The organism is Shewanella sp. 125m-7 (assembly GCF_052977045.1).
In genome coordinates this window covers 92,156-105,189 of record NZ_JBRILQ010000013.1, presented here as the reverse complement: position 1 = coordinate 105,189, position 13,034 = coordinate 92,156, and the positions used below count along the sequence as shown (strand labels likewise).

The 13,034-nt window shown below is 43.9% G+C and carries 10 protein-coding genes and 1 pseudogene; 3 read left to right on the top strand and 8 right to left on the bottom strand.

Annotated features, from left to right (window positions below):
* The 5 genes and pseudogenes from ACVBIL_RS08635 to ACVBIL_RS08615 all read right to left on the bottom strand — a co-directional run.
* Positions 1-239: pseudogene (locus ACVBIL_RS08635) on the bottom strand (ISL3 family transposase); the annotation flags it as partial.
* A gap of 154 nt (positions 240-393) precedes the next feature.
* Positions 394-810, bottom strand: a complete 417-nt coding sequence (locus ACVBIL_RS08630) for a hypothetical protein (RefSeq protein ID WP_447166571.1) — start codon at positions 808-810, stop codon at positions 394-396.
* 84 nt (positions 811-894) lie between these two features.
* Positions 895-1,623, bottom strand: coding sequence for an HNH endonuclease (locus tag ACVBIL_RS08625; RefSeq protein ID WP_447166570.1), 729 nt, complete (start codon positions 1,621-1,623; stop codon positions 895-897).
* Between the two features lie 262 nt (positions 1,624-1,885).
* A complete protein-coding gene (locus ACVBIL_RS08620) occupies positions 1,886-2,866 on the bottom strand; it encodes a transposase (protein WP_447166569.1) in 981 nt (326 codons plus the stop codon).
* Positions 2,867-3,044: 178 nt separating this feature from the next.
* Positions 3,045-3,296, bottom strand: a complete 252-nt coding sequence (locus tag ACVBIL_RS08615) for a hypothetical protein (protein WP_447166568.1) — start codon at positions 3,294-3,296, stop codon at positions 3,045-3,047.
* Between the two features lie 306 nt (positions 3,297-3,602).
* Between ACVBIL_RS08615 and ACVBIL_RS08610 the strand changes: the two genes are divergently transcribed.
* Positions 3,603-5,915, top strand: a complete 2,313-nt coding sequence (locus tag ACVBIL_RS08610; RefSeq protein ID WP_447166567.1) for a penicillin acylase family protein — start codon at positions 3,603-3,605, stop codon at positions 5,913-5,915.
* A 215-nt stretch (positions 5,916-6,130) separates the two neighbouring features.
* Here ACVBIL_RS08610 and ACVBIL_RS08605 read toward each other — a convergent pair whose 3' ends face one another.
* Positions 6,131-7,048, bottom strand: coding sequence for a LysR substrate-binding domain-containing protein (locus ACVBIL_RS08605; RefSeq protein WP_447166566.1), 918 nt, complete (start codon positions 7,046-7,048; stop codon positions 6,131-6,133).
* 163 nt (positions 7,049-7,211) lie between these two features.
* On the opposite strand from ACVBIL_RS08605, the gene ACVBIL_RS08600 reads away from it, so the two are divergent.
* Positions 7,212-8,390: a DSD1 family PLP-dependent enzyme gene (locus ACVBIL_RS08600; RefSeq protein WP_447166565.1), complete on the top strand. Its 1,179-nt coding sequence runs from the start codon at positions 7,212-7,214 to the stop codon at positions 8,388-8,390.
* 1 nt (position 8,391) lies between these two features.
* Positions 8,392-9,312 carry an ornithine cyclodeaminase family protein gene (locus ACVBIL_RS08595; RefSeq protein WP_447166564.1) on the top strand — a complete coding sequence of 307 codons (921 nt, stop codon included), beginning with the start codon at positions 8,392-8,394 and terminating at the stop codon, positions 9,310-9,312.
* A 78-nt stretch (positions 9,313-9,390) separates the two neighbouring features.
* Here the strand turns inward: ACVBIL_RS08595 and ACVBIL_RS08590 are convergent, their stop codons facing one another.
* Complete coding sequence (locus ACVBIL_RS08590; protein WP_447166563.1) at positions 9,391-11,079, bottom strand: sensor domain-containing diguanylate cyclase; 1,689 nt, start codon at positions 11,077-11,079, stop codon at positions 9,391-9,393.
* Between the two features lie 234 nt (positions 11,080-11,313).
* The gene (gene pfaD / locus ACVBIL_RS08585) at positions 11,314-12,942 is read right to left on the bottom strand and encodes an eicosapentaenoate synthase subunit PfaD (RefSeq protein ID WP_447166562.1); all 1,629 of its coding nucleotides are present in this window, start codon (positions 12,940-12,942) and stop codon (positions 11,314-11,316) included.
* Positions 12,943-13,034: the final 92 nt, after the last annotated feature.

Below are 13,034 nucleotides of genomic sequence, written 5' to 3'. Positions count from 1 at the left end.
TCTCTGGTCTGAGCAAGTTCGACTTCGATGCTACAAGGACGTCCACTAACTGGTAGATCGTGTACCCGTCTTCTTACATAGTGATCAACTGTACATCGCCTTTCAGTTCTTGGTTCTTTAACCTTAAACCGTCCGTCTCGGCTGCATCGTACAAGAATAGAATGAGACCCTTGTTCTATAGAAAAGGACTGCACACATTGCCCTTTAAAGCTAAATAGGGCGGATGATAATGATGGCAAGGTATATCCACTTATTCACAGATAAGAAAGTGTTGTAAATGATAATGTTATTTATGATCTTTGATATGAATAGACTCACTTAAGCGGAGAAGAGCCGGGAAAGTATGGCAATCGGATATGCGGTAACGCCTCAAGCTGCGGCTGCTTTGACTTGTCACGCACACTCCTCAAATATTGATCGATACCATTCCTTGTATTCCCTTTTAGGACGATTAGTCAAAGGCTCACAATAGTTTTTTAAAGCATCAACTGAAACAACAAGAACTTCACAATATTTAAAAGAATCTTCTTTCCTTCTAATTAATCTGTGATTGCCATCAATTATGCGTCCATAGCCACCCAAATTAATATAAATCAACGGTTGTTCCCTACGCGCAGGGGGCATTGAACGAATGCATTCTCTATTAATCCGATCTGTAAGCACCAGATCCAATAAATCATCAATTGGTATGACAATTTTATCAAACTCAACAGCATTGCTATTTATAGATTCTATTAGCCTAAAAACATTTATAAGAAGATTTTTGTCCTCAATTACATAAACCTCATCGTCAATTCCAGCTTCGATCATACCTCGAACTATCCATTTTATTTTGGTAAATAGCGCCCTGTTAAATTACAACTGCATTTAGTCCTAGTTTAACAGTTGGTTAAGTTACTGCTGCACCAATTTTATATTTTCTAAAGTAGTTGGTGAACCAGTTATTACAGCCACATAACTATTTTCAAATACATTGCTAAAATTGTTATCTGCAATAGTAATTCCACCGAGTAATTGAATTGCCCACACAGACATTCCTTTATCCACCTCAGCTAGCGTACCTTTGTACTTAATAGTGTTATCACCAATAACTTCATTGATCCGGAAATCTGATGTCATGTTAAATAATCCATCAACAATTTCTAGGCCATACTCTGATGGAATAAAAGCTTTGTGAGAGAAATTAAACGGTAATAGCTTTTCCCAATGATGCCACATAAGCCCAATTGCAATATATGAACAAAGCTCTTCCAACTTTTTAAAGTCCAGTGAAATTGTAAGAGCATTTCTAGTTCCGAGTTTTGAGTCTGAGACTTGATTTTGACTATAGGACGTTTCGAGTTCTCTCTGTAGTTTTTTATTTTTAGACAGTCGCTTACTTACATCCACTGAAAGTGCTGTTTCAGCATTGTCGTGAGTTGCACCAAATGGGAGGGTGGCTGTTAAATAATGTTCAAGTTTCGATTTAGCATTATTACACACAGCACATGCAGGTACTTTTGGAAGGTTATCCCTTTCATGATTTTGAAATAGCTCTCTAGGAAATACGTGATCAGCTGTAGTCGAGTTGTTTTTACGACAATAAACACATACTTTATCGCGAAATTTTTTGCTTCCTGCCACGGCGACTCCTTAGTAACTTAGACATCATGACTCCCCACGCAACAAATAACTAAGACAGCCATTATTATTTGCAGTACTTATCCCCCCTCAATCACAACTCAAATGGCCAAAGATTTTGACTCATATCTTGCCTAAGCTCGGCAATTACAAGCTGAACATGACTTGCGAGCAAAATATCAGCCATTAAAATGAAAATCACGCAGCAAAAACGCCCAAACATCAGTCTGGTAGCGTAAAAAGGGGTGAGTAGGTTTAACGTAAACTAACTACAATCTAGCCATCGGTGACAATTGGCTGCACCTTGTCGTCGTTTACGCTCTAGATGTTCACAATACGTCGATAATTCTTGAGTATTGCCCACAGCACCTTTGAAGATTTTCGTGAATTCGGCGGTCATTTTAAGCCAGTTCTCGGCAGGTATGTTTAAGCGGTGCAACAACTGCTGTGAGGATTGGCTGATAGCACCTCGTTTATCATGGCGTTGGATTCGACCTGTATCATCAATGAGTTGTAGATAATCTTTTGCATTAAACATCAGCCCTTTAGGCATATCTTGATGCTCATTGCCTACAAAAGGGAGTAGCGATTTAGGTTGTTCGCCTTTAACTGCCGCTTTGATGCGCATTTGGATACTGGTGAAGTCTGAGGTGTCTGGAGATATCGCTATATTGGCTCGGATAGGATTGAGGTCGACATAGGCCATACAAGCCAGCACCGCCGCGTCATCAAGTAATGCTTGGGACTTAAAGCGCCCTTCCCAAAATCGACCCTTACACTTATCTTCAGCATTGGCCTTTCTGGCAATGGGTTCATTAAGCGCCCGCATAAACCAGGAGATATCCATGAGTCGAAGTCGGTACTCTTTTACCCGCTTATTGATGATGGTTTGTTGATAAGATTCAAGCGGCTGGGCTTTTACAAAGTCGTGATTCAGGCTATCGCCTTTGAACAGTTTTTGCCATTGGGAAACAACCTCGATATCTGACCAACTCTTCGCTAACTCAGCATCGACCCGCAATACAAGGTGTAGATGATTACTCATGACTGCAAAAGCACAAATATCGATTGCGAACACTTCAGCTAGCTGCAACAGCCGACTTTCGACCCAGTCACGCCTATGCTCATAGGATTGTCCCGTGTGAATATCAACCCCACACAGGAATGCCTTTCTAACACAGCGACTTATGCAGTGGTAATAAGGTGTATCTTCCAAGCTGACTAACGCTTTTCTTGGCGTTGGCATAACAAACTCCTCTCTTCAGCCTTACCTAAAGCTTAGTAGACGAGCCTATATCTAACAATTTTGGGTGTCTCGGTTATTTACTGCAGGCGATTAATAACTCTAAAGCGGCAATTGAGAACTCGCTTTCATGTAGCAACAAGCACAAATAGAAATGTAACCAGCCTTCATTCCAAGGCTGCTACTTCATGGTGACCTTGCCGCCAATCATCTTAAATGCAGGCGCACCGCGGATAAGTGTATCGCGGGCAAAGATTTGCTGGCAGCTCGGGCATTGGCAGGGCGTTTGAGTGTAGTCATCGACAATGCGCTCTTTAAAGCACTTAACCAATGCCCCTTTACCGCCTTTGCGATACTTAAACAACAGCGCTTTGCATTTAGCGCAGAAGATCTCGACTGTCTGTGTCGGGCCTTTCTTATTGGGTTTAGCCATATTCAGTTCTAATATTCAGGTCTAATATTCAGGTCTAATATTTAGAGATAGGTCGTCGCTGGTTATTTTGTCATAAATCTTTTAAAAAAAGACATTTATCAAAGCAAACATTGCCTCAAACAGCAATAAAGTCGGTGTTAATCAGGATATTAAAATCCACGTTATCGGATGAAACTAGCATGAATAGCTGTTTTTTTGTGTGCGAAGAATAAAATTCAAATGACTGTTTAACATTTTTGCAACGACGTTTATGATAGCCATAAGCAGACTTTTTATCGCACACTTTTTATCGCAGGGAGTTGCTAAATGCATAAAATAATAAAAATACCCCTTATTAGCACCACGTTAGTGGTCGTCGCTGTAGCGGGTGGTTTGTACTTGTCGCTATCGATGAGCTTACCAGAGCTTGATAAAGAGGTGACGAGTGACAGGGTTAAGCATAAGGTCACCGTTGAGCGAGACCGTTTAGGGAGTGCGATTGTAAAAGCGGCGGATAGAGAGGATGCCGCTTACGGCTTAGGGTATGCCCACGGCCAAGACCGTTTCTTTCAAATGGATCTGCTGCGTAGAAATTCAGCTGGCGAACTGGCAGAAATTTTTGGCGAAAAAGCACTGGATTTAGATAAAAGCCGCCGCTTCCATCAGCTGCGAAAGCGGGCCAATAACATCGTGGATAATCTCGACCCTGTGCATTTGGCTGTATTGACGGCTTATGCCGAAGGGGTTAACGATGCGGTTGCAGCGCAAACATTAGCATCATTTGAATATATTGTGACTGGCAGCGAACCTAAGCCATGGCAACCTGCCGACAGTTTGTTGGTGATCTACAGTATGTACCTTGATCTGCAAGGTAATACGATTAAACGCGACTTAGCATTGACTCAAATACAGGCTTTATTTGGCGAGGAAATGTTAGCTTTTCTTATCCAGCCAAGCCAATATCAAGCCGCACTCGATGCTAGCCTACTGCCATTAAATAATGCGCCTATTCCTGCGTTAACTACCGATTTACTTGCTCAAGCTAAGTCTAATGATATTGCTGAGCCTTTAGATATTGGTAGTAATAATTGGGCGGTAACCGGTAAGTTAACCGCAAACGGCAACGCCATGTTGTCCGATGATATGCATCTGTCTTTTGCCGTGCCTATTATTTGGTATCGCGCGCAGCTTAACTATCAAAAAAACAATCAAAATGTGCAAGTTACTGGGGTGACATTACCTGGTGCGCCAGCGATTGTGGTTGGTAGTAATAGCAAGGTTGCGTGGGGCTTTACCAATGCTTATATCGATACCGCAGATTGGATTGCGATTGATGCGCAAACGCCGAGCTATATCGAACATGAAATTATTGCGTTGCCTGAATCTGAAGTTAATTTTGAAATTGAAATGTCTGCTTACGGCCCCATAAAGCAGATCGGTGAGCAGCGTTACGCGCTTTCTTGGGTTGCACATCAGCCTTACGCGGTTGATATGCAGCTTATTGAGTTAGATGACATTAAAACGGTAGAGCAAGGGCTTGAACTCGCGTCAACTATGGGGATCCCGGTGCAAAATATGATGCTGGTGGATAACGCTGGCAACGCTGCGTGGAAACCTGCGGGCGCATTTCCTGCAAGGACTAACCCGAGTAATGTGGCCATTAGCACTGAGCAATATCAGCCGGTTAATTGGCAGCAAAGCAATCGACAATTGCCGCAAGTGATTGACCCTGAGCGGTATCGATTGTGGACTGGCAACTCTCGAGTGGTATCGGTAAAAGAGCACCAACAACTTGGCGACGGTGGTTATGCATTAGGCGCGAGAAGTTCGCAGATACGAGATAGATTGTTTGAATCTGATGGTTACTCAGTAGATGATTTTTACCGGTTACAGCTTGATAATAAAGCTCGATTTTTACAAGCGTGGCAGCAGTTACTTCTACAGTCGTTAAACCAGCACCCCGAACGTTTTGCAGAAGACATTGCTTATCTGAATAACTGGCAGGCCTGCGCCTGTGCTGATTCAGTGGGTTATACACTGGTCCGCCATTTTCGCACCCAGCTTATTGATAGCACATTTGCACCGCTTGAAACTGAGCTCGCTAAGTTGACCGTCAGTTTAGCGCCGATAAAACGTAATCTTGAGCCGGGGATGTGGCAGTTAATTGAGAATAAGCCACACAGTTGGCTGCCTACAGAGCATAAAACTTGGGCAGATTTTATGTTGGCGAGCTACGTTATAAGCCGCGATAAACTGCTTGCACAATACAGTGAGAATAACCACATGGCGGACTTAGCGTGGGGCAAAGTGAATCAACTTAACATTCAACACCCATTTTCTAAACAGATCCCAGCATTGAGCTCATTATTAGATATGCCAATCGTTGAAGGTTTTGGTGATAGCTTTATGCCTGCCGTACAGGGGGCATCTTTTGGCGCATCGCAGCGCTTTATAGTACAAGCAGGTGATGAAGTTAACGCGATTATGACGGTTCCTGGCGGCCAGTCTGGTCATCCGTTATCGGACTTTTATCGCGCAGGCTTTGATGAATATGTCGCTCAGCAAAGTACACCATTATTACCGGGTAACATTATTCATCAACTAACGATATCGCCGAGTGCGAAGCCTGCTAGTCACTAAGTATCCGGTCACTAAATAGTTAGTCACTAAATCGCTAGTCACTAAATCACTAATCACTAATCACTAATCGCTAATCGCTAATCGCAAAATAGGATCCACAATTTAGTTATTATTGGCCGCCATCAGTGATGTGGATGCTTGCAGTTTGTCTGCACTGATGTGACCCGCTGTTAGCTAAGAGCTAAGAGCTAAGAGCTAACAGCGAATAAGAGCACTTAGTCAGCAGCACGCCAAGGCGCAGGGGCTAAGTGCTGTTTCAGCAAGCTGACAAAACCAGAGATGCGTGCTGAACGCTCCTTCATTGGGCTGCTTAACAAGGCGACAATGTTGGCGTTAGGCAAAGTGTAATCTGGCAATAAACGCACTAATTCACCACTGTCTAGTTGTGGCTGCACGTCCCATTCTGAGCGCATAATAATACCGAGTCCGGCCATGGCCCAGTCTTTGATTACTCGTCCTTCATTACTGGCAAGACTTGGATTAACTCTGATCACCTGATGCGAGCCATCAGTAATATGGCTAAATTGCCATAAGGTTACATCTTCATTATTTTCTCTCAATGCGATGCAATGATGCTTGAGTAGCTCTTGTGGTGATAGGGGATAGCCCATCTGCGCTAGGTATTTAGGCGAGGCGCAGATGAAGCGCTGATTTACCGCTAAGGTGATCATTTTTAGTGATGAGTCATTTAGTGCGCCAATATAAATAATAATGTCCCATTTATGATGATTCGACCAATTGGGGTTATCTGACAGCTCAAGTTCAATATCCAACTGCGGATGCGTAACCTTGTATTGAGCCAGTAATGGCGCGATATAATCGTTACCAAACCCCAGTGGTGCTAATACTCTTAACTTGCCTGATACCACTGACTTACGTTGATCAATCAGCTCTTGTAGCTCATCTAAGCTGTGAAGAATACTAATGCCTTTATCGAGTAATAGCTGACCCTCTTCGGTCAAGCTCACTACCCGAGATGGTCGCTGGATAAGGCTAATAGAAAGCTTCTTTTCAATATGTTGCAGCCTTAATGTCACTGAAGGCGGGGTGATGTTTAATGTTCTTGCTGCATCAGCCAAGGTGCGATGACTGGCTATCACCACTATAAAGCGCAGATCTTCAGTGCTGATCATTTGGTTTCAACCTAATCTATATCTTGATAATAGTTAATATAAAATAAATGTCTGTTGTTAGATACTGGCGATTAAACAAGGAGTTTGAAGTAATTCAAATACTTTAAATAAATGCTTTTAAACAAATGCCTTTAAATTTATCTTACTTATTGATGAACAGGATATGATGATGCCATCAAGCCAATCTCTCAGTGCTGCACAGCAAAGCCAATATCAGGCAATTGATACGCCATTTTTATATGTAAACAAGCCTGTATTCATTAATAATCTGCAGCAGTTACGCGAAAAAATTGAGGGGTTAGGTGCGAGTTTAAGGCCGCATTTTAAAACCTTAAGATCACTCGAGGCTGCTGAGTATTTACTGCCAACTAAAAGCTCACCGATAACCGTATCAACGGTAAAAGAAGCTGAAGCGTTAGCGTCGCAAGGTTATAGCGACATTATTTATGCCGTCGGAATTGCCGATGGTAAATTGCCAAGAATTGCCAATATGCTGGCTCAAGGTATTAATGCCAGAGTGTTACTCGATAGCGTTGAGCAAGCGCAGCAACTCAACCTATTTTGTCAGCATAATCAATGCAAAATTCCAGCGTTAATTGAAATTGATTGTGACGGCCATCGCGGCGGGATCCCGCCAGAAGATGAGCGACTAATTGAGATTGCCCAGCTTCTAAGTGCGGGCGCCGCTTGTTTTCATGGCGTGCTTACTCATGCGGGGGAATCATATGCTTGCTTTGACAAGCAAGCATTAATCGATGCAGCGCAAAATGAAGTCATCGCAGCAGCAACCGCCGCGAAGCGTATTCGTCAAGCTAATATCACTTGTGACATCGTCAGTATCGGCTCTACCCCAACGGCGCAAAGCTATCAAAACCTAGATGGGATCACCGAAGTTAGAGCAGGGGTGTACACCTTCTTTGATTTGGTTATGGCAGGTCTTAATGTTTGCCAATTAAGTGATATTGCCGCGAGCGTAGTGACTAGCGTTATTGGTCACAATCATGACAAAAATTGGATATTTATCGATGCTGGCTGGATGGCGCTATCTGGAGACAGAGGCACTGCAGAGCAACCAAAAGATTGTGGTTATGGTTTAGTGCGAGACTGTAATGGTCAAGTATTGAGTGGCTTGCAGGTGATTACGGTTAACCAAGAGCACGGCATTATCCAAGCGGTTGATGGCAGTAGTATTTGCCTTGAGCAGTTCCCGGTTGGTAGCCGTCTGCACATTTTACCCAATCATGCTTGTGCCACTGCATCGATGCATAGTCAGTATCATGTTTTTAATAGTGATAGTGAAGATGATAGCTACGAGATCTGGAATAGGGTACAAGGTTGGTAATATGATTTATTTATCTGAAGCGCAAACATCCAAGCTTATTTCCCATCAATTAGCTTATAACGCTGTTAAAGAGGCTTTTGTTGCCGCAATTGGCGACAAGGCAACGTTATTTCCTGTGGTGAATGCCCAAGGGGTTAACCCTAATGAGATGTTTTCATTAAAGTCGGCATCTACCCCCAATTTAGTGGGCTGGAAAACAGGCAGCTACTGGCCGGGTAATCAAGCCAAAGGTATTCCTTGCCATGGCACGAACGTCTTTTTATTAGATCCAGCAACAGGGATGCTGCAAGCGATTATTGCTGCAACGGCAGTTAACGCCTATCGCACTGGAGCCGCTGATGCGGTCGCCGTTAACTATTTAGCCAGAGAAGATGCGTCCGTTTTAACCGTATTTGGAACGGGGCATCAAGCTGAGTATGAAGTGCTGGCCGTGAGCCAGGTCCGTGCCTTAACTAAAGTATATGTGGTTGGGCGAAGCCCTAGTAAAACCGAGAAACTGGTCACACGCTTAATCGAAAAAGGCCTAAACGCAGAAGCTAGCGATGCACAATTTGCGTGTGAGCAAGCAGATATCATTGTGACTGCAACAACGGCGCAGGCGCCATTATTTGAGGCGCTGTGGGTTAAAGCAGGCACTCATATTTCGGCTATGGGGGCTGATAAGGTCGGCAAGCAAGAGTTGCCGGTTGAGCTTTACCGCCAAGCGCGATTATTTTGTGACTTTACATCACAATCAGTTGTGATTGGCGAGTTTCAGCATGCAGCTAATGCCGAGATCGCAGAGATTGGTCAGGTGATAAACGAGCCCGCATTAGGGCGTCAAACTGCGACTGAGGTGACGATATTTGATAGCTCAGGCATTGCGATTCAAGACTTGTTTGTTGCGGCACATATTCTAGCGCTTAGCCAGAGTGATCATTAATCTCGCTCAATAATTGATATCGTATGACTTCATTATTAAAGGGCTAGAGTGTTAGCCCTTTATCATCAGTTGTACTTTTTAGGGCGTATCACTTGGATTATTGGCTTCTAATCCTTCTATTTCATCAATTGAGATTGTGACTTTTTGGTATTGATTTCGGCCACTGTCTTTTGCTTTATATAAGGCTTTATCGGCAATCAATGCCACTTGCCTACCAATAATATGTGTATCACTTTTAAATTCAAAGTCGTCTATAGCGAGCACCTTACAAACACCAAGGCTGATTGTAACAAATTCAGCGGTTTGGGCACTAGGATGAGGTAAAGCTAAGTCTTTAAAGGCCCGCAGCATAGCGTCTAGTTTTTGCTGTAATGCGTCATCGGGGATATCTCGAAACAGCATAATAAACTCTTCTCCGCCAAAGCGCGCACAGATATCTTCAGCTCGATAAAACTGCTGGGTGAGAGTTTGCGCGACTTTAACTAACGCATCATCCCCGGCTAAGTGGCCAAGGGTATCGTTATACTCCTTAAAGTGGTCGACATCGGCAATGATCATCGTAAAACCTATCTGTTGTCGTGCGAGAAGCTGGCAATAGGTGTCAAGCCTTTGCTCGAACGCGCGGCGATTGGGGATGTTGGTCAGTTTATCGATATAGACCTGTTCGTTGAGCTGCTTAGTTTGCTCTTGAATCGTGCCCATAAGTGCATTGAAGTGAGTGGCAACATTCACTAACTCTGTAATTGGATAGCGGTGTTTGAGCTTTTTAATTTCTCGGCTCTTATCCATCTCTTCAATATCATTTGCCAGTTTTTGTACCGGGCGCACTAAAAAGTAGGAATATAACAAATAGGCTAAAAGCAGCAGGGTGGTCATTTCAGCCAGTAAGATAAAGATGTCGGCCCCTAAAATGGGAGGTGAGCCAGTATTGGTGTGGTTAAGCGTTAGCTTAAAAAGTGGAGTTCCATCGATATTACGAACTAGACGCTCAGATGTGGGTGTGAGTTTACTGAGTGCTTTTGGTGAGCCCAAATTAGACATAGGAATGAGTCTGTCTTCGGCGGTCAAGGTGCTCATCTCGACTCCCGCGGATGTAAATTGAGATAGCTCGTTAATGAACTTTTTGCCTATGAGCCTGATAAAGACTAAATAGCCTAAAGCTGGGCCACTGCGGTTGGATTGTAAAATGGATGTAGAGCTAAACAGTGCGGGTCCATATCGGGTCGATATAACGCCTGTTTTTGACGGGACATCCTCGGGGGCGGTTATGGGGGCCTCTACAGGGGGAAATGCTTGTTTTGCCTGTGGTGAAAGAGCTTTATTTTGCGGATAAAGGCTGAAGTTGGTAAATTCAAACTCAAGGGGCTTATCACTTCTATGATTGAAGCCTTTGGAAAAAATCAGTTTATTGGAAGAGTTGAAAATAAAGACCCCATCCACTTCTAAGCTTTTAAAGGTGTCATCTGGATATTCATGTTGCTCATAAAATCGCTTAGCGCTGACGCTCGTTGATTTCATGTAGCTGTAGGTTCTGTCCCAGACTGCGTAATCATAATTAAGAGTATGTAGTGGCCTCACCATCTGTTTGAAGGCGAAATCTAGTGCTATGAGCTCTTGCTCTGAGGCTTTTAGTAGTGACTTTTCGATAATAGGGTTTTGCACCCAAATTCTAAAAGCAAACACCGCACTGGCAAATAATACGAAAATGGCGACAGAAATTCGTAGTTGTAGCTGATTAAAGGTTTGAGATTTTAATTTGACGACCATTAGAAACCTTTTAAAACAGAGCATTATTTCAGTAAAGCTCATTAATTGGTGAGGAGCCAATTATTTATAAGAGGTCTGCTTACTTGGTGATTAATAATATTGTGTTTAGACCGTATGCATTGGGGGGTAGCGTTTGTCGTGATATGGCAGTTGTTCTGATAAAAAAATGACAAAGAAGAAACAAAAAGCCACTAATGGGGATTAGTGGCTTTTAGTTAGTTTGTGTAACGGGCTTTATGCCATTCTTTGCGTTGGCTTCCAGCGCAGTAGTTGCGCCGGAACTTTAACCCCTTGCGCGGTTAATGAATTGACGCGATTAAGATACGCAGCGCCATACATTAAGTGCTTAGCCAAATCGACAGCGTTACGGTCTTGGTAGTTATCTAAGTAACTGCCTTTAGCCCACTGGTTAAAGGCGCCAAGTGCAGGACCTGCCCAAATTTGATAGTCCATTTCGCGGCCGACTTCACCAGAGTTTGACCAGCGGCTTGAAAGACCAAGGTACCAGCGGAAAATTAGCGCCATTTTACGCTTTGGGTTACCTGTCGCACGTTCAATCTGTTTTGGGTCGCGTTCATTAAAATGTGCTACAGTGCCGGCCCAAATTTCATCAAGGCTTGAGCGAAATACTTGTTTTTCAAGCTTTTCACGCTCATCACTTGGAATGGCCTCAATTGAGTCATAGCGAGTGTAAAGCTCGTAAAGTTTGTTAGCACGCATCGGAAATAACGTTCCACGCTTAACCACTTGTAGCTTTACGCCCATCTCAAACATATCGGCTGCTGGTGCCATCGTCACATCGGCCATTTCAGTTGTAGCAAGTAGCTTACGCGTATGCTCACTGGCGCCCGCTTCAACGCAGGCTTGGTTGATAGAGCCAGTAACAATATAAGCGGCGCCCATATTGAATGTCGCCAGCGCTGCATCAGGCGTGCCCACACCGCCGCCGCAACCAACACGGATTGGTGTTTCGTATTGCTGCTTGGCTTGAATTTCTTCTTTGAGAGCCAAAATAGTCGGCAGTAAGGTCACTAATGGGCGGTTGTCGGTATGGCCGCCAGAATCAGCTTCAGCGGTAATGTCATCCGCCATTGGTACCAGAAGCGCCAGATCCATTTGCTCGGCGGTAATCGCGCCTTCATCTACCAGCTTTTGCAGCATTTTAACGGGCGCGGGCATCATGAATTTTTCAGCCACTTCGGTGCGGCTAACTTTAGCGATAACCTTGTTGGCAATCACAATATTGCCTTGTGCATCGCGGCTTAAACCTGCGGCGCGGTAATACACAATTTGCGGCGTTAAGCCTAAGAAAGCCGATGCTTCAACAGTGCGAACCTTATGCTTTAAAAATAGCTCAACGCTGCCACGCTCTAACGCTGGCTCACTTGGGCTATGGATAAGGTTAAACATGTACGGGCCATTAGGTAGCGCCGCTTGAATGCGAGTAATTGCGGCTTCTACGCGGCTTGGAATAAGACCTGCGGCGCCAAATGAGCACAAAATACCGGCTTGACCGAGTGCAATAACCAGCTCTTCAGATGAAATGCCATTGGCCATCGCGCCAGCATAATAGGCGTACTTAACGCCATGAACGCGGCGAAAATTACTGTCACCTAGGCTTTCAGTGCCAAGAGCGGGTGTAAAGGCACTAACAGGTAAGTCAGTACTGTTGGCAGCTTGCTCGGTGACGATGTTGGCTGATTGGGCGATACCAAAGCCATGTTCGCTGTGGTTTACCACGTAACAGCCACGGCTAAAATCTTTAAGCTGTTGCTCCATCACTTGCACATCAAAGCTAATATTTGACTCACTAACAGCCCATGGCCACGGCGACAGCATTTCACTTGTTGTAGTAGGATTCATTTTTGTAGACTCTTAAATTTATTTTTGAGCTTTTAGCTCTAATTTAATATTTTCTAATTCTTAGCGCTTTTAATGGCTAAAGAGCTCGCCTC